At 27.1% G+C, this 26,167-nt stretch carries 21 protein-coding genes; 18 read left to right on the top strand and 3 right to left on the bottom strand.

Going from position 1 to position 26,167, the window contains the following annotated elements:
• Positions 1–295 precede the first annotated feature (295 nt).
• The 17 genes from ACTG46_RS21265 to ACTG46_RS21185 all read left to right on the top strand — a co-directional run bounded on the left by ACTG46_RS21265 (position 296) and on the right by ACTG46_RS21185 (position 21,728).
• Positions 296–5,512 carry a hypothetical protein gene (locus ACTG46_RS21265; protein WP_479924323.1) on the top strand — a complete coding sequence of 1,739 codons (5,217 nt, stop codon included), beginning with the start codon at positions 296–298 and terminating at the stop codon, positions 5,510–5,512.
• A 212-nt stretch (positions 5,513–5,724) separates the two neighbouring features.
• Positions 5,725–6,120 (top strand): hypothetical protein, encoded by a 396-nt coding sequence (locus tag ACTG46_RS21260; protein ID WP_479924322.1) that lies wholly within the window; start codon positions 5,725–5,727, stop codon positions 6,118–6,120.
• Between the two features lie 103 nt (positions 6,121–6,223).
• On the top strand, positions 6,224–7,237 hold the full coding sequence (locus ACTG46_RS21255; RefSeq protein WP_479924321.1) for a type II toxin-antitoxin system antitoxin SocA domain-containing protein: 1,014 nt from the start codon (positions 6,224–6,226) through the stop codon (positions 7,235–7,237).
• 719 nt (positions 7,238–7,956) lie between these two features.
• Positions 7,957–8,112 (top strand): hypothetical protein, encoded by a 156-nt coding sequence (locus ACTG46_RS21250; protein ID WP_235701988.1) that lies wholly within the window; start codon positions 7,957–7,959, stop codon positions 8,110–8,112.
• 369 nt (positions 8,113–8,481) lie between these two features.
• Positions 8,482–10,191: a hypothetical protein gene (locus ACTG46_RS21245; protein WP_479924320.1), complete on the top strand. Its 1,710-nt coding sequence runs from the start codon at positions 8,482–8,484 to the stop codon at positions 10,189–10,191.
• Entirely contained in the window at positions 10,188–12,116 is a 1,929-nt protein-coding gene (locus ACTG46_RS21240) for a tail fiber domain-containing protein (RefSeq protein ID WP_479924319.1), read from the top strand. Before ACTG46_RS21245 ends, ACTG46_RS21240 begins: the two co-directional genes overlap by 4 nt.
• 1 nt (position 12,117) lies before the next feature.
• Positions 12,118–12,285: a hypothetical protein gene (locus tag ACTG46_RS21235; protein WP_219674257.1), complete on the top strand. Its 168-nt coding sequence runs from the start codon at positions 12,118–12,120 to the stop codon at positions 12,283–12,285.
• Between the two features lie 11 nt (positions 12,286–12,296).
• Complete coding sequence (locus tag ACTG46_RS21230) at positions 12,297–15,536, top strand: hypothetical protein (RefSeq protein WP_479924318.1); 3,240 nt, start codon at positions 12,297–12,299, stop codon at positions 15,534–15,536.
• Between the two features lie 16 nt (positions 15,537–15,552).
• Positions 15,553–15,882 carry a hypothetical protein gene (locus ACTG46_RS21225; RefSeq protein WP_479924317.1) on the top strand — a complete coding sequence of 110 codons (330 nt, stop codon included), beginning with the start codon at positions 15,553–15,555 and terminating at the stop codon, positions 15,880–15,882.
• Between the two features lie 26 nt (positions 15,883–15,908).
• Positions 15,909–16,079, top strand: coding sequence for a hypothetical protein (locus ACTG46_RS21220; RefSeq protein WP_479924316.1), 171 nt, complete (start codon positions 15,909–15,911; stop codon positions 16,077–16,079).
• Positions 16,080–16,153: 74 nt separating this feature from the next.
• The gene (locus ACTG46_RS21215; protein WP_479924315.1) at positions 16,154–16,966 is read left to right on the top strand and encodes an N-acetylmuramoyl-L-alanine amidase; all 813 of its coding nucleotides are present in this window, start codon (positions 16,154–16,156) and stop codon (positions 16,964–16,966) included.
• A gap of 12 nt (positions 16,967–16,978) precedes the next feature.
• A complete protein-coding gene (locus ACTG46_RS21210) occupies positions 16,979–17,596 on the top strand; it encodes a glucosaminidase domain-containing protein (protein ID WP_479924314.1) in 618 nt (205 codons plus the stop codon).
• An 11-nt stretch (positions 17,597–17,607) separates the two neighbouring features.
• Positions 17,608–17,859: a phage holin family protein gene (locus ACTG46_RS21205; RefSeq protein WP_227832033.1), complete on the top strand. Its 252-nt coding sequence runs from the start codon at positions 17,608–17,610 to the stop codon at positions 17,857–17,859.
• Positions 17,860–18,171, top strand: coding sequence for a hypothetical protein (locus ACTG46_RS21200; RefSeq protein WP_479924313.1), 312 nt, complete (start codon positions 17,860–17,862; stop codon positions 18,169–18,171). It abuts the gene before it with no gap.
• 33 nt (positions 18,172–18,204) lie between these two features.
• Entirely contained in the window at positions 18,205–19,143 is a 939-nt protein-coding gene (locus ACTG46_RS21195) for a tyrosine-type recombinase/integrase (protein ID WP_479924312.1), read from the top strand.
• Between the two features lie 250 nt (positions 19,144–19,393).
• On the top strand, positions 19,394–21,214 hold the full coding sequence (locus tag ACTG46_RS21190; protein ID WP_167640835.1) for a UvrD-helicase domain-containing protein: 1,821 nt from the start codon (positions 19,394–19,396) through the stop codon (positions 21,212–21,214).
• Between the two features lie 40 nt (positions 21,215–21,254).
• The gene (locus ACTG46_RS21185) at positions 21,255–21,728 is read left to right on the top strand and encodes a hypothetical protein (protein WP_479924311.1); all 474 of its coding nucleotides are present in this window, start codon (positions 21,255–21,257) and stop codon (positions 21,726–21,728) included.
• Positions 21,729–22,152: 424 nt separating this feature from the next.
• On the opposite strand, the gene ACTG46_RS21180 is transcribed toward ACTG46_RS21185, so the two are convergent.
• Both ACTG46_RS21180 and ACTG46_RS21175 read right to left on the bottom strand, forming a co-directional pair.
• Positions 22,153–22,527, bottom strand: coding sequence for a BlaI/MecI/CopY family transcriptional regulator (locus tag ACTG46_RS21180; protein ID WP_479924310.1), 375 nt, complete (start codon positions 22,525–22,527; stop codon positions 22,153–22,155).
• A 203-nt stretch (positions 22,528–22,730) separates the two neighbouring features.
• Positions 22,731–22,871 carry a hypothetical protein gene (locus ACTG46_RS21175; RefSeq protein ID WP_479924309.1) on the bottom strand — a complete coding sequence of 47 codons (141 nt, stop codon included), beginning with the start codon at positions 22,869–22,871 and terminating at the stop codon, positions 22,731–22,733.
• A gap of 263 nt (positions 22,872–23,134) precedes the next feature.
• On the opposite strand from ACTG46_RS21175, the gene ACTG46_RS21170 reads away from it, so the two are divergent.
• Positions 23,135–24,907 (top strand): P-loop NTPase fold protein, encoded by a 1,773-nt coding sequence (locus tag ACTG46_RS21170; protein WP_479924308.1) that lies wholly within the window; start codon positions 23,135–23,137, stop codon positions 24,905–24,907.
• 147 nt (positions 24,908–25,054) lie between these two features.
• Here ACTG46_RS21170 and ACTG46_RS21165 read toward each other — a convergent pair.
• Positions 25,055–26,167 (bottom strand): tyrosine-type recombinase/integrase (locus tag ACTG46_RS21165; RefSeq protein WP_479924307.1); only part of this gene is annotated, 1,113 nt, incomplete at its 5' end.

Genomic DNA, 26,167 nt, shown 5'->3' with positions numbered 1-26,167 from the left:
TCAATACTTTCATGGCTATCATGGACAATTGGAATCAGGTAAAATAAATTGCCGTCTTAATTCAACTACCATAGAAGAATTAAGAGTATTAACAGAGAGAAAATCTGGAAAGCTAAGTTTATTTTAATAAATACGCTAATCAGAGGTGAAGGTAAGTTTTAAAAGGCTTTCCATCCGCAACGCATAGAGATTGAAACTAGAAATAGAATATAATATCTCCAAGAGGCTCTGTGACTTTATGGTCTTTGTTATGAGTACAAAAGATATGCTAGACTGGACTTGAAATGACAAGTCGATGAAAATGAGGGAAACCTCCAGAGCAGTAGATAAAAAACTACTGGTTAATAACAATCGAAAAAAATTTCAAAGTTCATGGCTCGATGGTGATGTTTTAGGTTCTGCTTCTGCCGAAAATGAAAGATTCATAAATTCAGCAGAAGGAAAGATTATAAAGTTAAAAGAAAGTCTAAAACAATTAGTTACAGATACTATATCAACTGATATGTTTAAGAGTAGTTTAGATGGATTATCTGGAATTACTGGTGTTTTAAATGGTATAACTAAAGCAGCAGATAAAATGCACTTATCTCTTCCATTAGCTATAGGTACTTTGTCATCTTTATTTATGACGATTAAAGCATTAGGCAATGGTAAACCAATTACAAATCTAGGAGGAAATATATTTAGTGCGTTTCAAAACAATAGAAAATCTGTTAAATTTAAGGATTTTGAAAAGGCAACAAAATTTACTAATCAATATACAAGTGCAATAAATAAAAATACTAACGCTTCAAATAATAATGCTAAATCAAATGCTATTGTCAATAGAACCATAAATAGCCAAAATGGTATTGTAGGAAAGTATACATCAACAACCAACAGTTTAAAAAAGGCTACAGCTAAAGAAATAAAAATAAATGAAGACAGAACAAAGTCCTATGAGAAATATAATCAAAAACTAAAAGTCGTTTCTAAAAGTAGAAAAGAGACAATAGGTGATGGATTTAAAAATTTAGGTAAAGCATTTTCCACTAGTGGAATTGTGAATTTTGGTAAAAGTATGGCGTCCACTATAGGAAACTCTATGGTTTTAACTCTTGCATTTGCTGGAATCGGAGCATTGACTTCAGCAGTTGTAAAACAAGCAAAGGCAGAAGAAAATGCATATAAAGCAAGGAAAAAAAGTATACAAACAACTGAACAACAAATAAATGCATATGAAAGTCAAAAAGCACAATTAAAATCTTTAGCAGAAGAATATGATAATCTATATAAAAAAGAAAATAAATCTAAAGAAGATAATAATAGACTAAATGAACTTAAACAACAAATTGCTCAAATAAAACCAGATGCAGTCATTGGTAAAGATGAAAATGGAATACCTATATTAAAAGGTCAAGTTAGTGATTTAATATCAGAGATAAATCGAGCAATTGATGCTAAAGAGAGATTATTAGCTTATGATAAAGAAGAGACTGCTAAGTATGCAGCTAAGAAATTAAATCAAGGTAATTCTTTTAGTGAAGCTAAGACACCAGAGCAGAGAAAAAAAGATGAAGAAGATGCAAAGACAGAAGTTAGTAGATTAGATGAAATACAAAAAGAATATACTAAAGCTGTAGAAGACAATCATAAAAGACAAGAAAAGGCTTTGCAAAAATTTAGAACCTCCACAGGAAAAGAAAGAGAAGAAGCTAGAAAAGAATGGGTCGCATCTAAAAATGAAGAAGAAAAAATATTATATCAATATAGTGATATGTATGAGCAACAAGTAGCAAAAATACAAAGTTATTCAGCGGAAGTTGGAGAAGGTATTTTTGCGAAACTGAAAACTAAAGGTATTTATAAAGGTCTATCAGACAAAGATAAAGCAGGATTTTCTAGTCTAGAAGGATTATTTGATTTCAGTGAAATTTCTCCTGATAATTTAGTGGATGCTGAAATGGCAGTAAACAATTTATTATTATCAATAAAAACTGGAAAAGTAGATGTTGAAGATTTAGCAAAGAGATTAAACGATGCTAATGCAGAATTTACAAAGACAAAAGATGCAGATAAATATAATGAAACAATAAGAAATTTATCTAATGAGATAAGTGAAATAACAGGTGCCGATTCTGATATGCTATTTAATTTATTTAGGCAGTTAGACCCTCAAGGATTAAAAGACCTTACTAGTGCTAATGCCCTTCTAGCAAAATTTGGCAAGACAAAAGCAGATATTTTAAATGGTGATAAATTTGCAATGCAACTTCAAAATCAATTTGATAGTATACAGTCTCTTTTAGATAATACAACTATTACAGGAGATATAGAGGTTGATGCTAATGTATTAACTGACATAAAAAATACTAAAGAAGTCCCACAACAAGTTAAAGATATGATTCAAACATTGCTAAATAGTGGTGCCAACCCTACAGATGTTTTAGAAATGACAATGGATGTTTTAATGGAGTTACAAACTGGTAACCCTGATATTAAAAAATTACAAAATGAGATAGATAATAAATTTGGAAAAGGTACATTTACTATAACACCAGAGATAGAGTTAAGTGATGATGCTGGAAAAGCCAACTTAGAACAAATAATGTCTGAACTTAAAGATAAATATGGGAAAGTTCCAGAAATTATAAAAACGACTATTGAAACTGATACAACAACTTCATTTGATGATGCTGAAAGATTATATACTTTATATAATCAATTTCCAAAAGAAATAACTACTTTCTTAGAACAACATGGAGGAATCGAAGGATATCAACAAGCATTGGAGCTTTCAGCTAAATATAATGCAATCCCTAAAGAAGTAATTACTTTTTTAAGAGCTAATGGTGTAGAAGGAGTACAAGAGGCAACTAATCTGTTTGATATATATAGCCAATTACCACCTGAAATACAAACATACATAATGGCTGACAATGCAGAAGCTTTAACTGGAGCAAAAAGTGTAGAAGATGTATTAAGAAAAATACCTGAATCAGTTCTTTCTCAACTTTTAGTGGAAACAAGTGGAGAAGAAAAAGCAGAACAACTTGATAATTTTATAAAAAATACTCCTCCTTCTAAATTGATAGAGATAATGGCATCAGTGAGCGATGAAGGATTGGCTGGATTAATAGATAGATTAGGAGAATTGCCAATTAGCAAAGATGTTATGATATCTATTATTAAATCTATGAAAGAAGGAGATATTGATTCTCTAGTATCTCAAATAGAAAAATTACCTTCAGAAAAACAAGTAGAAGTTATCGCTGCTATCGAAAATGCCATGTGTGGCATAGATAGTGTTGATAAAAAAAAATTAAATCCTAAATTAACTAAATTAAAAGCAGATGCGACTGCTGCATTAGCTACAATTCGTCAGACTGAGAATAAAAAATTAACTGATAAGAGTTTTACAATAACAGCACATCTTCGTACTGTAGGAACTCTTGGAGGAATTGCTTCTCAATTTGCTAATAATATATTAGATGGATTAAATAGTAATAGAAAAAGTGTACAATCCATAAATTCTACAGAAACTCCACAACCAATTCCAGCCAATCTATCATCTCAACCTAGAACACTTTCAGAACCAGCTCCAATAAGTGATGAACCAAAGCCATCTCTATTTTCAAGAGCAGTATCAAGAGCTGCATCAACATTTAAAGTACCCAAACCTAAGTTAACCATAAATAATGACACAATAGATTCATCTGTAAAGTATAGCATAGAACTATTTAAAGAGTTAGAAAATGCAATAGCATTAGTAAATCATGAAATAACTATGTTAGATAAAAAGATGGAACATGCTACTGGTGAAGAAAAAATTAAATACCTACAAGAGCAAAATAAGTTATTTGCTCAACAAAAGGATTTAATAAAACAACAACAGGATGGATATAAAGCTGAAGAGCAAAGACTAAAAAATAGATTAAAAGAAAAGAAAATGGGCTTCAAATTTGATGACAGTGGAAATCTAACTAACTATGAAGAAAAATTAATCTCAATAGAAAAAGAATTAGATAAATTAAATTCAAAATCTGGCGACAAAGAAAATAAAAAAGATGAATCCAGAAAAAAAGAGTTAGAAGAAACTAAAAAAGTTCTTGAAGAATATATTAAGGTTGTATTTACAGAAATCCCTAAGTGTGAGGAAGAATGGGAAGAATACAATAATAAAGTCAAAGAACACAATGAGGAATTAAGAAAAGCTCAAGAAGAAATGTGGAAACTTAATAAAAATTCTACATGGACTTCTATGTATAAAGATGTAGAGCAGGTAACTAATGAAATAGAAATGATAGATGTTCTACTTAAAAATGCTGAAGGCGATGAGTTAATAGAGTTATTAGAAAAGAAAAAAGAACTTATGGCCAAGAAAGCTAAAGAATTATCTGAAACAACAGAGTATCTTAAACAGACACAAAAAGAGTTACAACAAAAATTACAAGGTTATGGATTTACATTTAGAGATAATGGAGATATAACTAACTTCATTCAGCATAAAAATCAACTTAAAAAGAATATGACTGATGAAGAATTCAAAAGAATGGAAGAGGCAGCAGAGGGATATTTGGATTTATTAACAAATAAAATACCTGATGCTAATAAGGAAATTGCTGAATCTAAGAAAGAAATTGAAGCATTAAATAAAGCTATTCAAGATGCATATAAAGACCAGCTTAAAGAAGCTCAAAGCTTACAAGAAAAAATTAGAGACATGTATAAAAAAGAGCTTGAAGAAAGACTTAAAGAGATAGACAAAGAAACTAAAGCTAAAATTGATTCTCTTAAAAAACAACAAGATGCTTACAATGACTCTCGAAAAGAAGCTAAGTATCAAGATGAGCTAAAAGAACAACAAGATATTATTGATAAATTAAGAAAGAAAGAAGAATCACTTAAAAGAGATACAACTTTATCTGGTCAAAAACAACTTCAAGAGATACAAAAGCAAATAGAAGAAGAACTAAAAAAACTTAAAGAATTAAGTGAAAACCATCTTGACGACCAAATAAACGATATGTATGACAAAGAGTCTGATAGACTACAAGAAGAAGCAGATAAATTAAAAGAAGAGTTAGAGAAAAAATACTCAGATGAGAATTTAGTTGATTTAATTAATCAGGCAATCAGCTCTGGTAAATTTACAAGTATTACTGGTGAAGTTAAAGACTTACAAGATGCCATTATCGAATATATGGATAAATATGAAGATGGTATGTTAGCAATGGGTGCTGTTACTAAGCAGGAATGGCTTGATAGGTTAAAAGAGGGTAAATTGACATTAGAAAATATAAGAGACATACTAGGTGAACTGGATTTAAGTAGACTTGCTATGCGTAATTATACACCTCCTTCAAATTCTCATTCAAGAAGTGCATCTCCAACATCCTCAGTTAATTTTAATTCACCATTTTTTGTTGTTCAAGGGAATGTAACTAAAGATACTATGAAAGATTTAGAAAAGTTTGGTAGAGATTTAGAAAATAGAGTATATAGAAAAATAGTAGAAAATATTAAATCATAATAAAAAAAGTAAAATTGATGGAAGTAAATTTTGATTAATTGAATCCTCAAAAAAGTATAATTTTTGAAAAAAGATTAAGATGAAAATATTTTTAGTATCAATTAATACTTTTTTTGATATTTTATATTGAAGTATTCAAAAAAAAGTGTTAATATAAGATATAGAAGATACAAAATTGTATTTTCATATTTCTTTGAAGGGAGTGTGTCTGATTGACCGTATCAACGATACTAGAAGACATAGAAATAATTCTAAAAAAGTTTAAGGCGTGTATAGAAAGTGAAAATTTTATTATATCTCAAAGTGAAAATAGACAGGATAATAATGATTTTTTAAAGAAATATAATCTAGATAAAAACAAACAAATAAAAATGTTAGATTGCTTAACAAAAGAAGATTTTTCAAAATTAGAAGAACATAAAAATCACGAAGGTAGAATATTATACTTCTTCGGAAAAAAATATGAATTGACAAATATAGATGGATTAAGAGAAGAAGTGGAGTTATACATAAAATTTTACATTGCAGAGAAGAAAAGGACAAAAGAAGATTTCACAATAATAATATCTTTTCATCCTGCAAAGTATTCAATTAAATATTATATGTAGCCTATTCAATAAAAAAAATTCACAGTATTTTAGCATATAAGATACACAAAAATATATCTTTTTTATGCAAATTAAATAAGAAGGAAAACTTGGAGGGGAAACCATGAAAAATATGATAACTGGTAACAATAAAGTATTTTGTGAATTTTGTCTAGATGATGTAAACTATACAATTAAAATTAAAGAAGAAATTGATACTATTAGAGGCAAAGAAATAAAATACATGAAGAAAGAAGCATTTTGTGAAGAATGTGGAAACTATGTATATATTCATGAACTTAATGATGAAAACTTAAAATCACTATATACTAAAATTAGAGAAATGGATAACATTATAACTGTAGAAGAAATTGAACTTTTATTAGAAAAATATAACATAGGTAAAAAACCTCTTTCCTCATTATTAGGATGGGGAGAGGGAACTATAACAAGATATTTAAAAGGAGATGTTCCAACAAAACCATATTCTGATAAATTGAGATTAATACTTGATAATACAAATGAAATGAAAAAGATACTAGAGGAAAATAAAAATAATATAAAAGATATTGCTTATAAAAAATGTAGAGGTGCTATTTTAGAAATAGAAGAAAAAAATACATTTTTGGAAACAGATAGGATAAGTATTATTGCTGAATATATAATATCAAAATGTGAAGAGATAACACCTCTAGCTTTACAAAAACTATTATACTATTCACAAGCATTTACTAGATTATTTACTAAGAATAATTTATTTGATGATGATTGTGAAGCATGGGTTCATGGGCCGGTATACAGAACTGTATATGAGAAATATAGAGATTTTGGAAGAAATCAAATAGAGTATGAAAACAATATAATTTCCTTAGATAATGATATGGAAGAAAAGATTGTTGATGCTGTGATTAAATACTTTGGATGTTATAGTGGAAAAACATTAGAGAGAATGACACATGAGGAAAAACCTTGGGTTATTAGTAGGCAAGGATTAGGTAGATATGAATCTTCTAATAATATTATAGAAAAAGATGTTATTGATGAATATTTTAATAATATAAAATCTAAATATAATATAATAAATATTTCTGATATAAACGATTATAGTTCTGTTTTATTTAAAAAGATTCAAAGTTAACATTAAGTATAATTGGGGATATATGGTATAATATAAGTACCACAGTATCTCATTGATGTTCTATGTATTAACTGGAATCACTAGTTTTCATCTAGTGGTTCTTTAATTTGGTTGAAATTATTTAATAAAGATAATGACAAGATTGACGATTATGACCATATTGGGGTATAATAGTTATATAAGATACGAATTTGTATCATAAGGACATAAAAAAAAGAGACTACAACTATTTGCGTTAGGATGTCTCTTCATTAGATAAGCACTGCAAATTAATTGGAAGAAGAATCACCTGAACTGCCATTCGGGTGATTCTTAATTTTTTGCAACGTTTTTTTAAACTCATCTATTTCTTTAAAGAGTCTATTCAAATTCTGAACCAATTTAGTAAAACTAATAATTATGGCTGTAAGAAATGTTATTATCGTTAGCAAACAAATTAGATATTTCATAATATCACCTCCCCTCTTGATGTGACATGGGAAGGCTTATGTAAAATAAAGATTCACCCTAATAGTTTTTTATGTAGTCTCTAAAAATATTATACCATAATTTACCATTATGTTAAATTTAATATTATATTGACTACAATTGTAAAATAATGTTATTATAAACATACAGAAGATTAAAAATACTTTACACAAAAATTAACTACTTATCTGTGCCTCCTTAAATAAGTGGCTATTTTTTTACTCTGGCATATATTTAAGGAGGCGTTACAAATGATAAATACTATAGAAGATTATAAACTTATTATTGAGGCAGAAGTAAGAATGAAAACTATAGATGAAAGAGAATTAATATCTCAAAGCGAGATTCTGAAAGACCTAAACATTAATGAAAAAGACCTTGAAGATATTGAAGTGGACTTTGAATAATTAAATAAAATACAAAATGTATTATATAATACAAGTGGAATATATTAACTAAAATTAAAAAATGGTAAGTTCCTACCATAAGTGGAAAAATTAAAAAGCGGTGACGTTTTACCAAATAGTGGACAATTAAAAAAGCGGTGATGCTCTACCATATAGTGAGCAATTTAAAAAGTAAAAGAGAGTAGCTTTAATTGCTACTTTTTTCATATGAAAGGGAATATTATGTAAAAGTTTGTTGTGATTTTAAATTGCTAGAAAATAAATGTGAAGAGTATCAAATGCTACAAGAAATCGCAATTACAACTGAATAAAAATATTTTAGCCCACCTTAATTGAGGGGCTTTTTTAATGCAAAGAAGGTGATAAAATATGCATTTTAATGTGAATCTCAAACAGATAAAATCTGATTACACATTAACCATCCACAAAATGAATAAATCATTTTTAGGTCAAATCCCGATTAACTTTCTAAATTCTATAAAGCGAGAGCTTGGTGGGGTAGATGAAATACAACTCACAATTCCTAAATATATCACAGAACGTTTCCAATTTTCTAAAGTAATAAATCCTTTGTTTGAAGAAATAAAAGAAGAGCGATTAATTTGTGTTAATAACAAAGAATATTTTGTTATTAAAAATGTAGTTACAACAGACGATAAATTAAAAGTGGTTATAGCCAAATCGAAAGAAGTTAAGCTAGGTAAAATTGATGTAAATATTGAAGATTATGGATTGCAGATATTTACAGAAGATAAAGATGCAGGAATAATAAGTTTAAATGATTATTTAAAAGAACAGACAGGTTGGAAACTTGGGCATGTAGATGATTCGATAGCTTATGAAACAGATGAAGAAGGAAATAAAAGAGAAAAAGTAAGATGGCAGGAGAGTATTAATTCTAATTGGCTTGATTATTTTAATAATGAGTTAAAAGAACAATTTGAATTTATTGCTGATTTTGATACATACAATAATTTGGTTAATTTATATCATATAGATAATTTTGGAGATAATATCCAATTATATTTATCTCATGACAACTATATAAAATCACTTGAAAGAACTACGAATAGTGACGAGATAGTAACTAGGCTTAAACTTGAAGGTAATGAGGAGATGGATATCATTGGAGCTACTGTAACAGGATATGATTATATTGAGAATTATTCTTATTTCTTAGAAAATGGAGAAATGAGTGAAGAACTTAATAGGGCTATTAAAAAATATCAAGAGATGAATGAAATAAGAGAGCCAATTTGGAGAGAGTTAATAGATACGAAACTTAAGAAACAGAGAGAACGTGATAGTAAAAGTAATGAATGGTTACATGTAATAGAGACTATAAATGCTAAAAAAGATATAAAGAAAACTTATGATAATCCAGAGCATAAAGATGAAAAGGAATCAGCTAGGTTGGCAGAAGAAATAAGTAAATTAGAAGATAAAAAAGTCATATTAGATGTTCAAATAAAACATTTAGAAGAAGAAATAGCAAAGTTAGATGAAAGTATAAAAGATATAAATATTCTTTGCAAGAGAGAAACTTCAACAGATGAAGATGGATATTTAATATTCAATGAGACTCTATTAGATGAATTAAATGAATTTTTATATTATGACACTTATAGCAATGATTCATTTCTGAAAGTAGAGGATTTAATTAAAGCAGGAAAAAGGCAACTAAGTTTAAAATGTATTCCAACACGAGAATGGACTATAGATGTTGTAAATTTCTTAAATAGAATAATAGATATTAACTTTAGACAACATTGGAAAGGTGTTTTAGCTCTAGGAGATATCATAGTGTTACATAGCAAGGAATCTGATACAGAAGAATTAGTCTACTTTACTTCTTTTACACAGAATTTAAAAAATGGAATATTAGATACTTTAGAATTAACTTTAAGTAATAAAAAAATGAAAGAAGATGACAAGAGGGTTATAGCTGATTATTTAACTAAAGCCGAACATGCTATGAGGACAATATCTTCTAAAAGATATTTATTTATGCAACAAAAAATGAAAAGAATCAATTTACCTGACCAATACATTAAAAAGAAGGAGTTGATGAAGTCTTGATATTAGATAACTCACCTGCTGATTCATGGATAAGAATAACTGGAGTAATTGTTACTTATAACAACACTCTTTATCAAGTAGTAGATAAAGAAACAAATAAAAAATATATATACTGGGATGCTGATAATCCAGGGACACTCAAAGAGTCCAATATTAGACTACCAGAAGGAAATAGCCAATTTTTAGTAGTAGTAAATGATAATGGTAAACATACTGAAGTTCCAGTCAATTCATCCATTTTCAATATATCGTTCGATGGCAATTCAAGAAAAAATACTGAGGAGCAGATTTGGGGATTATATGAGACTGATGAAAAACATAATGAAAGATTTGTAGTTGTTGAAAAAGATATTGATGGTATACATCAAACAGTTTTAGAAGTACAAGAAGATGCATCTCATATAAAAGAAAATATGTCTCTTATAGACCAAAGAGCTGAAAATGTAAATATATTAGTAAAAGAAGTTACTAAAAATTTTGGTGGTTCACAAGAAAATATTAAATTAAGAGAAAGTATAAATAATGCAATAATAAAGCTAAATACTGATTTAGGTACGTTTAGTTCGAATATGTCAAACTATTTTAATGATAATGAAGTAACAACAGAAGAAAAAGAAAAGATAGATATTGAACTTAAGTTACTAGATACAGATAAAGCTAATTTATATATAGAATTACAAAAGCTTATTGATAAAAGCTCAGGGGTAGATACAGTTTTGATAAACACTTCAAAATCAGCTTTAGATTCAGCAAGTACTAATTTAAATTCTATAATCAATTCAGTTATTTCAGATAATATAATCACACCTAATGACAGGATTTTAGCTATAAATGCAACCGCCCAATATAATTTGAAAATAAATGAACTTAAAAACACAGTAGACAAAATTTATATAACAGGTATGGGTGGAAGTATCTCAGAAGAATTTGCACAAATAAACACTACTGCAAAGGAAATCAAGCTAGAGGTAGCTAGAGTAGATGGTGTAACTAAAACAAATGCTGCTGAAATTAAATTAACTAAAGATGATATAACAATGATGGTCACTAGAGATTCAAGTAATGCGATTGTAGGAATTAAACCCGACAAAATCCAATTTGGATTTAATGACATATCTGATTATGTTGTAATAAGTAGGTCTGGCTTAACAGTAAATCAAGGAGCTATAGCATGTGATATATTAACTACTCCATCTGGTCACGAGCCAATAATACGATTATTTGGAAGTAGCAAGTCTGGATTTGCGATAGACGCAAGAAAGTCCGATGGTTCTAGCCAAGAATCAGCAATTAGACTTAAATATGATAGTAATAATTATCTTTGGGTGGGATATAATGCTGCCGAAATTTACATAGAAGGAAAGGAACATCTTATAGTTGAAAAAGATGAGACACATATTAAATGTGGGAGTGCGGCCTTCTGTTTTTCAAATGGGGATAGATTAAATTCTGCGTTTTGTTTTTATCCAGAACGTTCTGGAACAGATTTAGGGAATGAAATTTATGGATGGGGCAATATATATTCTAAAACAAGAATGAGTTTATCTGATAAAAAATTTAAAGAGAATATTATATATATAAATGATACAAATAAAAAATATCGTTCAAATATAATACAAACACCTTTTTTAGATTTTATTAAAAATGATTTTAAACCAGCTACATTCACATATAAGACTTTTGATATAGAAAAGAAAAGCATAGCAAATGAACAACTAGGTTTTATCGCAAATGATTTTAAAGATACAGAGGTTGGAAAACTTTTTCTATATGATTATGGTGAAGAAAATGGATTAATGTATAGTACATCAGGTTATACAACTGTTGTCGCTATAGCATTACAAGAAGAAATACAAAAAAGAGAAGAATTAGAAATGATAGTTGGTGAATTATATGAGAAAGTTAATAAATTAGGAGGAGAGTAAAATGGAAGTAAATATACAAAATGCATATACAATAGCTATAGAGGAAATAAAGAATTTACATAGTGAGCTTATATTACATAAAGCACTTAATATGCAACAACAAGAAGAAATAAATAAATTAAAAATAGAATTAGAAGAATTAAAGCAAGATAAAAATAAAGAACAATAGGATGTGATACTTTGAAAAATTATGAGATAAAGAATCATACTATAGAAGTCGATTTTAGTAATTACAGAATAAACAAAAGATTATTAGATTATTTTATTTATAATGAAAATGATGTTAAGACGGCTTATATTGAAGCGATATTGAAAAATAAAGATGAAATTATAGATTTATCAGAGTATGATAAAGTTTTAGTTAGTATTACAAAATCGGATGGTCAGAAAGTTAATAATGAGTGTGAAGTTGTAGATGCTACTAATGGTGTTGTAGAGATAGAGCTTAGTCGACAAGCTTTAGCTAGCGTCGGTATAAACACATTCCAACTCTCTCTAGTAAAAAACAATACTCTTATCAATACAACTAATTTATTTTATCGAGTTGAAGAGGGAATGATAAATGATGATGATTTGACTAGTACTGATGAATATGGAGTCTTATTAGTCTTAATCTCTCAAGTTGAAGAAATCATAAAGAATAATAAAGAGTTGACTAAAAGAGTTGAACAACTTGAAATAACTATTCTTGGAAATGAAGAAGTTAGAGATAAAGCAGAACAGATTAGAATTTACAATGAAGACATAAGAAATATACAAGAAGACGATAGAGAATTTAATGAATTAACACGTCAAAATCAAGAAGAAAATCGTGAAAAATCCATTCAAAATATGCAAATCCAAGTTGATGAAATGATAGATGTCAAGTCTAAAGAAATAGATGATATTGTAGAGGATAAAATGCTTGATGTTCAAGCTCAGACAGATAAAAAATTTCAAGACTTAGATAAAATATTTGAAAATAAACTTACAGATAATCAAGAACAGATTGATTATAAGCTTGATGAAGTAAATCAATCTATATCTGATATAGAAACTTGTATTGATGAAAGTACTATAAAGTTAGATAGTAAAATAAAAGAAGTAGATAACAAAATAGTTGAAGTAGATACTGCTAAAACAAATATGACAACTACTGTAAAAGATAAAATTAATGAATTAGATGATAAATTCGCTGGATTAGCTGAATTGGATGTTAGAGGAGAAGTAATAAATGCTAGAGAAACTACAGATGGAAGTATAAAACCTTCTCTAAAAGAAAGGCTTAATTATGATTTTGATAATGTAAAAAAAACTATAAAGACTGCAATAGACAGTAATATTGAACCATTGAATGGTAAAATAACTAATATTAATCTAGAGCTCAGCAAGAAAGCAAGTAAAGAGCATAAACATAACACAAGTGATATAGAAGGCTTGACAATTGTTGTGAATGCGGAAGATATAAATTACACAAATATAAAAAACGAAGAAATTTCAAACTCAAAACAAGCTTTAGATGTATTATTTACAGACACAGAAACTAGTAAAAAAAGTATTTTAGATATAGAAAATTTAGTTGAAGCTGAAAATATAAAGCGTTTTACTAGTACAGGAGAATATACTATAGAAAATAGTCGAAAAGGTTATATGACTAATCTCGATATACAAGGCAAGACGTTGATTAACTTGTGGGGTAATACTAGTTCAGATTTTTCTTTGTGGAAATCAACTTTTTTAGATAATAAAATAAATGTAGCAACAGAAAATGGAATAATGTATCACAACTTTTTTACAACTAATTGCACTATGTATAAACCTAATACTTTATATACAATAATAGTTTATATATATAAAAATACATTACCAAGTACAGGCAACATTCATATTCACACCGCTGGAGAGGAAAAAAGTGTATTTGGAACGAGCGTTGAAAATTGCAAAATTCAAGGAGGAGAGGTTGGAACATTTAAATTCAAACTTACAACAATAAATAATATATCAGACTGTAATATAGTTTTAAGAAGTATTGTTGTTAATGATACATCTATAGCAGGACATGAAGTAAGCTTAAATATGACTATACTAGAAGGTGATTACACTAACACTAATATAAAATATTTTAAAGGATTACAAAGTGTTGGTCAAAATAAGAATATAGAACTTTTAACATTCGAAAATGACGAAGTTAATTTATTTAATAAAAATGGAAATTTTAAAGATAATTATATTTTACAATATTCAAATGGCGAGGAACTTGTCTCTGAAACTAACAATCATAAATACACACTTGACTATATAGATGTAGAATCAAACATAGAATATACTTTTTATAGTTGTAGTAGAAATATATGCTGGTATGATGAAAATAAAACTTTTATACCTACATCATTAAATGAAAGAATAATAGGAGACAAAGATATTTTTTATGTTGCTAGAAGTCCTAAAAATGCAAAATATCTAAGAGTTACTATAATAAAAGATTTTCATGATTATGGTAATAAAACAATTATAACTAAAGAAAATAAACATGATAAAAAGACAATTCCATATACATTAAGAAGCTTACCAAATGGAATTAGAGATGAAATAGTTTACAAAAATGGTTCATATAAACTAATACAAAGATGTGAAGAAGTAGTTTTTAATGGTAATGAAAATTGGATAGAAGTGCATGGAATGTATGAGTTTAGATTAAATTTAGATATATCTGTATTAAGATTAGATATGTCTAAGTTTGTAACTAACTTGTACAAGCAATCTTATGTGGACTATATATATAATGTTCAAACTGAATCAGCATTATCTATATCAACAGAAAATGAAATAGGTGTAATAGATATAGTAGATACTTCGATATCTCCTTTTAGTATTGCTAATTTTAAAGAAAAACTAAAGAAAAACCCTTTAAAAATAATTTATGAATTAGAAGTACCAAGAGAAATTGAATTGACATCATTAAATTTAGAACAGTACGATAATCAAACTAGATTCATTTGTAATGCTGGGACTATAACTCCAAATATTAGTTTTGAGATTACACAAAATTTAGGTAGTCATATAGAAACTATCAGAAATAATATAAAAAGTATTAATAGTATACAGTCTAAGAATGTAATTATAGATTTATCTAATAAACTTCTAAATGGATGGAAAAGAACAGATTCAGATAATAGTGGGTTTACAATAAGTAAGAATGGTAATCAAGTTAGTTTTCATATGCGAATAACTGGTGGAGCAACAACAGATAGTACCACATTATTAAAACTTCCTGATGGATTTACACCTAGAACTTTCTATGTTTTTCCAATATTTACAACCCAAAACAATCAATTAGTTCAAGGCTTTATGTATTTTAATTTTGCAAATGGATACCTTCAAATTACTGAACTATCAAGTAATGTAGATATATATAGTTATGGAACTTATTTTATTGAATAGGAAAGGAAATTTATATATGAATATAGAAGAAAAGAAAAATATTTTGATAGAATATGGTCTTGAAGATGATTTAAATAATATAGATAATTATTTCATTACAGAAGATAGACAATTATGGACTCCTTTAATAAACAAAGAAGGAGAGCTAATTAAGACAGGTGAACAGTCTTATAACGAATGGCTAGAATTACAAAAGAATCCACCTAATTCAGAACTATCAATTGAAGAAATAAATGCAAATAAAATCATAGTTTTAATAGAAAATCAAAAGGAGCAAGACAATCTTTTAATAGATAATGCTTATAGAATAGCTATGTTAGAACTTAACACAAACAATGTGTTATAAAATTATAAAAACTTGGAGGAAAGAATATGTATAATATTTTAAAAAGAATGATTGAGCAAAAGAACTTTGATACTAAAGAGGAATTACAAACTAAGTTGGATGTATTTTATGCTATGAATAGGATAAAAGAAAGTGAGTACACAGAGTTAACGACTTTATTAAATGAAGAAGGAACAGTAGTAGAGCCAACAATATAGGTTCTTTTTTTATGTTTAAATTTAGAGGGCTGACTAATCTCAGCCTTTTTTATATTTTGAAAGGAGTGGTAATTTTGAATACAAAAACATTAACAATTCATGCAGGACATAATCCAGATGGTAAGGTTGGTTCTGGAGCAGTAGGTAATATAAAAGAATCTACAGAGGCAAGAAATGTACTAAAATATCTAATCACTTTAGCTCAAAAAGAATGTAAAGTATATGATTGCACTTGTAACAATGGAACTTCTCAGAGTGATATATTGAATAAAATTATAGCTAAATGTAATTCATATAACTCAGATTTAAATGTAAGTATCCATTTCAACAGTGGTGGAGGTAGAGGTGTAGAAGTTTTAGTGTATAACTTAAATGACAAAGAAACCGTTGAAATAGCTTCAAGAATTTGTGAGAAAATAACAAAAACTTACCATGCTAAGGGGGATAAAGCTTTTAAAAACAGAGGTGTCAAAGAAAAGAAAACTCTAGCATTTTTAAGAAGAACAAAAGCAAAATCACTTTTAATTGAATGTTGCTTTGTAGATACAGATGATACTAAAAATTATAATGCTAAAGATATGGCCATAAATATTGCCGAAGGAATATTTAATAAATCTATAAATCAAACACATGAAGAAAAAATGAAATATACAATAGTTTATGAAGGTGAAGTTGATAAAGCTATAGCTAATGTAATGACCATAAATTATAAGTCTGATGAAGTCTATGTATGTGAGTTAAAAAATTATGTAGCTGGACATTGTCAAAATCTTTATGTAATAGGTTCAGCCAGTGACAAAATTAAGACTAGTGAAAGATTCACTAAGTTACAAGGTGACAACAGATGGGCTACACTTCATAAAGTATTAGATTTTATAGGGAAGTAGGAGGTATTAAAATTGAATATATTAGATAAACCAACCGCAACATTAGAACAAGTCTTTGCATATTTAGATACATTAAATAATAACTCTAATCCACCACACTATTTATGTAAAGCTATAGTACCAATAATATATAAAGAAGCAGAGAAAAAAGGTGTAAATCCAGTTATTGCAATTGCTCAAGCATTTGTAGAAACTGGATATTTTAATTTTGGTAGAGTTTTAAATCCTTCATATTGCAATGTATGTGGGCTTAAAGGTAATAAAGGTGGTGGAGATTTAGACTCATCAGCTCATACAAGATTTAGTTGTTGGGAAGATGGAGTGTCAGCATTTATAGACCATCTAGCCCTATATGCTGGAGCTAAAGGTTATCCAAAATATAGCGAATTAGTTGGGAAGTATGAATACAAAGTCAATGGAGTCACATTAGACCCTAGACATTTTCCATATTTACATGGAGAAGCTAAGATAGTTGAGAGTTTATCTGGTAAATGGTGTCCGGATATGGGCTATGGTAAAAACATAATAAATATATGCAATAAGATAAGTTCAATGAAGGTAGAAAATAATAATATAAAATTAGAGCAAGTAAAAATTAAAGTAAAAGAATTAAATGAAATTCTTGGATAGGAGGAAGTTATATGGATATAATGCAGTTTATACCTCAAAATCTGATAATGCTGATAGGAGGACTTTACATATTAGGGACTTTTATAAAAGAGTCAGATATTAAAAATAAATATATACCTTTTATATTACTGATTATAGCAATGATAAGTAGTTGTTTATTTATGAAGGAGTTGTCAATAGAAGCTATCTTTGAAGGCATTTTGTGTTGGGGAGCGTCTATAGGGATAAATCAAATACAAGTTCAAAACAGAAAGGAAAAATAGATGTTATCTAAAGAAATGATTGAATTACTGAGCCAGTATGGATATACAGCTGTACTACTAACAGTAGTAATGTTGTGGTTTGGTAGATACTTAGAAAGAAATAGACAACTAGAACAAGAAGATAGAATAAAAGAAAGAGCCTATTTTTCTAGAGAAATTAGAGAACAAAGAAAGCTTTTCGGAGATACAATAGATAAATTCGATGATAAATTAGATAAGTTTGCAGAAGCATTGAACACTAATAATAGTAGACTTGAAAGAGTAGAAACGGATATAACAGAAATAAAAGACAAATTAGAGACTAGAGATTAATTTCTCTAGTCTTTTTATAAGGAAGTGATATATTTGGCAACATTTGAAAAGAGAAGTAAAAGAATTAAAGTAGAAGGAAATATAAATAAAAATAATGAAAAGTTAATTAAAGGATTTCTTCAAGCTAAGAAAATAGCTGGTTTAAGTGAGAAAACTATATATGTATATAAATGTGACTTATATACTTGGGCTAAATATCTGCATGATGAAATGGATGATTTATTAATCAAAGATTGTACTGAAGACGATATAATGGAATACATTTCATTTAGAATGGAAGATAACCATGTCAATAGAATCAAAGTAATATTCTCAGGTATTTCATCTCTATACGACCATCTTAGAAGGAAGAGAATTGTTACAGAGAATCCAGTGTCTCTAATCGAAAGACCTAAAAAGGGATTGCCTGTTGTAGAAAAACATTTCTTGAATATAGAACAGGCTAAAGAGCTACAAGATAAATTATCAAAACAAGATGATTTCCAATTAGAAGTTTATATAAACTTTGCTCTATCAACCGCCGGTAGAGTTACGGCTACAAGCAATCTAAGATGGGATAACATAGACTTTGATAATAGAGTGTGTGAGGATATTAAAGAAAAGGGTGGGAAGATAGTAGATTTTTATTTTAGTGAGAAAGTAAAAGATTTATTATTAAGACTTAAAGAAGTTAGAAAAAAAGAAGATATAGTAAATGATTATGTTTTCTTAGTTAAATATGATAAAGAATATCATAAGGCTACATCTAATGCATTAAGAAGTTGGGCTAAAAAAGCTGGTAAATTGATAGATATAGATAATTTAGCTCCCCATTCATTAAGACGTTCATTTGCAACTATAGCTAAAGCTAATAATTTACCGCTTGAAGATATATCAACTATCCTTAATCATCAATCTACTGAAGTAACTAAGCTTTATATAAAAGAAGATAAAGGTAAGATTTCTAAATCTAAAGATACAGTAGGACTATAATTATAAATAAGGAAGCGATATTATGGCATGTAAAAAAGGTAAGAAAAAGAGATAGATAATAAGCCCTCTAGGGATTACTCTTAATTGAGTTTTCCTAGAGGGCTTTATTTTTTTGTCTATAACAATATTTTATATTAGTATTCTACTTTTATCTAATAATATAGATGACTTTTAATTAATAATGTACTATTATTAATTATATAAATAATTTTATCAATTTTTAGCATATTCACTATTATTGGAGGGTATTATGGGGTTAAATATAATAAAAAACGATGCAGTAGAACTAACATCTGGGGAAAAGAAAACGTTAAACTTATTAAAAAAGATTTATGAAAATGTAACAAGAGAAGTATTTTTATATTCACAACCAGTATTAAATAATCTCAGACCAGATTTTCTAGTTTTAGATTCTCAAAAGGGTATATCTATAATAGAAGTAAAAGATTGGAGTAAATCTTATATACAAGATGCAAATAAGATAAATGTAATCTTACAAGATAGGGAAGAAAAAAATCCCTTATATAAAATGAAAGAATACATAGGTATAATAAAAGGTCTTTTGACTGCCAACACTGATATATTTATAAAGAATGAAGAGAATATTAGTGGTAATATAATATTCACAAATATGTCATGGGAAGATGCTATAGAATATGAATATATAGATTATTTAGAAAACAAAAGTAGTCATACTTTGTTCTCAGATGATTTAAATAAATTAATTGTAGAAAATTTATTTGAAGATATTGAAGATGTAAACATGACAAATGAAGAACTTGCCGCCTTAAGAACTCTATTATTTCCAGAAATAAAGATTACAAAGATATTAGATAATGCTGGAAATGGACTTGATATAAAAGCATTAGATAAAGAGCAGGAGGATTTTGCAAGAAGAATCCCTTATGGTCATTACATGGTATCTGGTATCCCAGGAAGTGGAAAAACAGTTATTCTTGTGACAAGAGCTTTACATCTAATAAAAGAAAATCCAAATTGGAAAGTTCTTATACTAACATATAATAAAGCATTACAAAAAAAACTACAAACAAGATTAGATATATTGGCCAATGAGATAAAAAACAATCGCCTTTTGGAAAGTTTACCAATAGATAATATTCAGATACTAAGATTTCATCAATTGACAAATATGCTTGCTGGACATTCAAAGAAACCAGAAGATATGAAGGATGCAGAGTGGTGGGATAATGGAATAGTAAAAATAGCTTTAGGGCATGCTCGACCAATGTATGATGCAATATTGATTGATGAATACCAAGACTTTCATGACGATTGGATAAGATTATGTATAAAATGTTGTGAAAAATATGAGATTATAGGTAATAATAAAAATGTAAGAGAAGTTGTAAATCTATTCTTAGCAGGAGATAGATTGCAAAGTATATATAATTATAATGATGTTTCATGGAAAAGTATTGGAATAGATATGAGGGGTCGTTCTAAATTATTAAAAACTTCTTATAGAAGTGCAAATGAACACCTTATGTTAGCATTAGAATTTTTAAGAGAAGAAGATAAATTAAAAAAAGAAGTTTTAGATTTTTATAAAGAAGAAGATGAGAGTGATATAAATATAAATAATCTTTCTAATGATGGAATGATTGAATTTATAGATGGAGATTATAGTTCTATCTCGCATAATATAAAGTACTTAATTGAAGACTTAGGATACAAATATAACGACATATTGATTTTATGTAAATCAAAAGATGATTGTGATAAAGTAAAATCTGTGCTAGATAATAAATATTCATCTAATTCAGTATTTGTAAAAGATGCTAAAGGGGATGAGATAGATACTAAAATGTTGCTTTCTACATATCATTCATCTAAAGGTTTAGAATCTAAAGTTGCTATATTGGTTAATGTAGATAAATTCAAGCAAAATGAAAAAAATAAACAAAATGATATAGAATCCAGAAAACTCTTATATGTTGGAATGACTAGAGCATGTGAACGACTTTATATACATGCAAATAGTTACGAAAAAGATAGCTTTGCAAAAACAATCAAAGAATTATATAAAAATAGTATCATACAAAGTTATTAGTATTAGAAAAATATAAAATATTTTTTGGAGAATTGTAAATATGAAAATTAGAAATCTGCTACTGGTATCTATTTTAGGAGTTATAGTTGGCTTATATATTAGGGATGATAGAAATATAAAAGATACATTCCAAGGTACAGAGACTACTAATGAAAATATCTATGTTGTAGGAGGAGATTATAATCCTCCAGACATATCAAGAGTTGTTGAAACAAATAATAATATCTATGGACAACAAAAAGACATTGTTTATATTATACCTTCTGGTACTTATAATATGAAATTTTTACAAGATGAATCAGTTGGAAAGGCTGGATTAGTTGAAATTGAAAGTACAACTAAAAATACTTTAACAGAATCAGATGGTACTTCATTTGAAATATTTCCTGTAAGAGAATCTTTTGAATTTAATAAACTCAATGACAATGTATCGGACAGAATTATAACTATTAATGATGGGGAACAAATAGATATAAATGTAAATATTGTAATAGAATTAACTAAAATAAATTAGAATGAAAACTCCTAGCTATTAATCTAGGAGTTTTTTATATATTGTATTAAAATTCAAATTTTCTGTAGAAAATTTTTACTTAATATGAATCACAATAATTAAGAATTTTAAGCAGATATATAGAAAATAAATTATATGAAAATAACAAAGATTAAAATAATGTAAAATTAAAACACATGTGCTATAATTGAAGTATATTATAAACCCTGTAATAGAATGAAACAGATTTAATAAAACTATGTAAAAAAATATTAAAATGATGATTATATACAATCATCCCCTAGCTTCCTGAAAGGAAGCATTTTTTTGTGAATAGTATGAAATTATAAATTTTTAAGTTTTTCTATCTTATATTTTTTATGGCAACTATTTTATTATTTTATACTATTCTCTAAATTGGCGTTTAGAGAATAGTATAAAATCTTTAATCTTCTTCCCAATTTTTTACCCACTCTTCTAATGAGGTTAACTTTTCATCTGTTAATTCTTCTTGAAACAATGACACTAAAAGACTTTTTATAGAATTACATCCTAAAAGCTTATGTATGTTTTGTGATATAAATTCAAAATACTTATCTTCTTTAATTGAAATTGTATAGTATGTACATTGACTTGTTTCTTGAACATATAGGAATCTTTTATTTGACAGTTTAGACAAAACTTTTAACGTTGTTTTTTCTGACCAGCTATGTTTTTCTTTCATATAATTAACAACATCATATGATTTTACCTTTGTATCTAAACCCCAGATAAATTTCATTATAATTAATTCTGATTTTGACAACCTTCTTAAATACATAATTATCGCCCCAATTATTTGTTTATTTAACTAAATGTTACAACAATAATTTTACATAATCAAATCCAATTATTACCATATATTTAGAGCAATAATAAGCAGGTATTTACAAAATCTTGTTTTAATATCTTCAATTTGTGGTATAATAGACATAGCAAGGAAATATATTTTACTTAACTTTAAGTGGTGTTTCCTTCAACAAATTATTTTGAAGATTTATCTTTCTGGAACTTTATATTAAGTTCCCAACCACTCTTAGCTGCCGACTTTGAGTGGTTTTTTAATCTATCATAAATCCAACAAGCTATTAAACCTGCTATAACATTCATCATTAGATTCACCATAAGTTTTCACCTCCTCTCTAAAAGAAAGTTAAGGTGACTTTATGGAAATACCACTCTTAGATTTTCAAATATATATTCCTTGCTATGTCTATTATATCATAAATATTGGAAATATAAAATTTCAAATATACTCTGGTTAAATAACAATTTTAATAGGCATATAGATTATGCATTGAATTTTATTATGTTGTACTTATCATTCTGTAAGTTAGTTTCATTTATGTTATAATAAAAGTATTAAAATGTGAAATATAGGAGGAATAATGTCTAATAGAGGAAATCATTTAGCAGAGAATGATATTATTAAATCAATAAAAGAATATATAGATGACTCAATTTATAATCATGCAATATTAATTGATGGAGATTGGGGAAGCGGAAAAACATATTTTGTAAAAAACAATTTAATAAAAGAAATAGAATCATATAGCAATAAAAAAGTAATATATATATCTTTATATGGGATAAAAGCTACACAAGATATTTCTAATGAAATATCTATTAGCATATTTGATAAAACAAAAGGCAAAAATGCGGAATCCGTTAAAAAAACAAAAACTATCTTATCATCAGGAGTTAAAATAGGTGCTGATATTTTAAAAAATAAAGGAATTGACATATTAAAATTAACAGATATATTTGAAGAACTTTTAAATTTAAGCAAATACATATTAGTTTTTGATGACTTGGAAAGATGTAATTGTAATATCAATGAAGTGCTTGGATATATAAATAATTTTGTAGAACATGATGGTATCAAGGTTATAATTGTTGCAAATGAAAAAGAAATCAAAAGTAACGAAGCTTATAAAGAATATGTAAAAATAAAGGAAAAGTTAATCGGAATAACTATAAATTATTCTCCCAATCTTGAGTCTACAACAAAACAATTTATAGAAACACATATTAAAGACAGTAAATTAAAAGAAATCTTATTAAGTAAAGTACAAGATTTTAATAAATTAGCAATAGAAAAAGAACATATTAATTTAAGAACATATCAATTTTTTATCTCCAAAGTAATCACTTTAAATAAAATACTTAGTATAGAAGAAGAAATATACGATTCAGTTATGGAAGCAATTCTGGATTATACTTTTAAAGTTTGTATTTATTATAAAAAAGGAGTATATAACACTGAATGGAAAAAAGATTTATCATATGGATTTATTTGTATGGGTGATAAAAGGAATATGAATGATTATATCATGGGATTTAAATTTATTGATGGATATATTATTTCTAATATATTAAATAAATCAGATGTGAAATCCACTATCAAATATTATTATAATGATATAGTTGAAAATGCAAAAGATACAAATGACCCTCTTAATAAATATGCTGCTTGGTGGGAATTAGATGATTCAACTGTAAAATATGGCCTAAGGAAAATTTTCAATAATTTAAAGAAAAATAAGTATTCAATTAGCTTATATCCTAAAATTGTTGGATATATATTAAATTTAACTGACTGTGGATTTGATAGTTCTTATGAAGAAAGTTTCTTCAGTGTTATGAAAAATAATGCACTAAAAGCAACAAGAGAAATATATCTAGATAAATCATTTGTTTACATATATTCTGAGAATTTACTTGATAAATATAATACTATTCTTAATGAGATACAAGATAACCTATCGCAAAATAAACATGCAAATTTAAATGAAAAACTTAGATTTTGTCTGTCAGATGAATTTAATTGGGGAGAAAATTTTCTAAATTATATTTCTAGTAGAGAAAGATACAATTATACAGAATTAGCTCATATAATGGAGCAACTAGATGTTGAAAGGATAATATCTTTAATTGAAAACTGTAACAATCATAATCTTACTTGTTTTAGAAAAGCTATTATAGAAATATACCAGTTTGATAATTATGTAAACCTTTTTTTAAGAAATACTACTGAAGCATTAAATAAATTAATAAATAATATAGAAAATATAAATACAGATAATTTTGATAATATAAAAAAATATAATATAAAATCGATATTGGAGTTTTTAAATAAAAAGTATGAGCTTTTAAAATAAGCACTTTTACTATAACCTAATTAATATATATTATATTTATTAGGTTATAGTATTTATAAAAACCAAATTCAAAAAAATGACGCTCTATATGCCATTTTAAGACTTTATAAAAAATTACCTTTATGTTTATACCTTTAACTTTTATTATTAATTAGCTTTGAATAAGTTTTCAGATATTCTATCAGAGGCTTCTTTATCCATTTCTTTAAGTACATGAGAATATACATTAAGAGTAGTATTAATATTTGAATGTCCTACCCTTTCAGATATAACTTTTATAGGTACTTTAGAATTTATAAGTAAAGTAACATGTGAATGTCTTAAGTCATGGAATCTGATATGTGGTAAATTATTATTCTCTAAAAACTTTCTAAATCTCTTACTCATAACATCTTCAGCAATTGGATTCCCTTTTCTATCAAAGAATAGTAAATTATGTTCATTTCTAATAATACTTCTTAATAATTTCTTATTCTGTTCTAACTTATAATCTTTTAGTAAATTCATAAGCTCTATTGGTGCAAATATTTTTCTAATTGAGCTTTCAGTTTTAGGCTCTTTAAGTATAACAGAACCATCTAATCTACTAGTTATCTTACTTACTGTTATTGTGTTCTCATCAAAATCAATATTATCCCAAGTCAATCCTAAGACCTCTGAAAGTCTCAATCCTAGCCCTGTAGCCAGACTGATAGGTAACTCCATATCTGTATTCTTAGCTACTTCCAATAATTTTAGCATCTGTTCTTTATCATAAATTTCATTTTTAAATTTTTTAATTCTAGGACTTTCTATACCATCTATAATATTTTCTTTTATTAACTTAATTCTATAGGCTCTCTTTATCGCAAGTCTCAATACATTTATATGAACTTTTATTGTTTGAGGATTTAAATTACCAGCTAAATCATCTATATAATTTTGTATATGAATATTTCTTAGCTCTTGTAGACGATATCTCCCAATGGAAGGATTAATATGATTTTTACAAATGGCAATGTAGCTTTTATATGTAGATGCTGAAATATTATCCTTATATTTTTCAAGGAAGTCTAATAGGAATCCAGATAAAGTGATTTCATTTGGGACAAGAAAACTATCTTTATATATACTGTCTTTAACTTCGGCTAATCTTTTGTTAGCATCCCTTTTTTTATCAAATGCTCCCATATTCTTTTGTTTTCTTTTCCCTGATTCATCATCTCTAAATTCTAAGTACACTACATAGTTTTTATTTCTTTTCCTTATAAAAGCGTTCAT

The sequence above is a fragment of the Clostridioides sp. LIBA-7678 genome (assembly GCF_056716065.1).
Note: the sequence above shows the minus strand (reverse complement) of the source record. Positions and strands in the feature narration are given on the sequence as shown.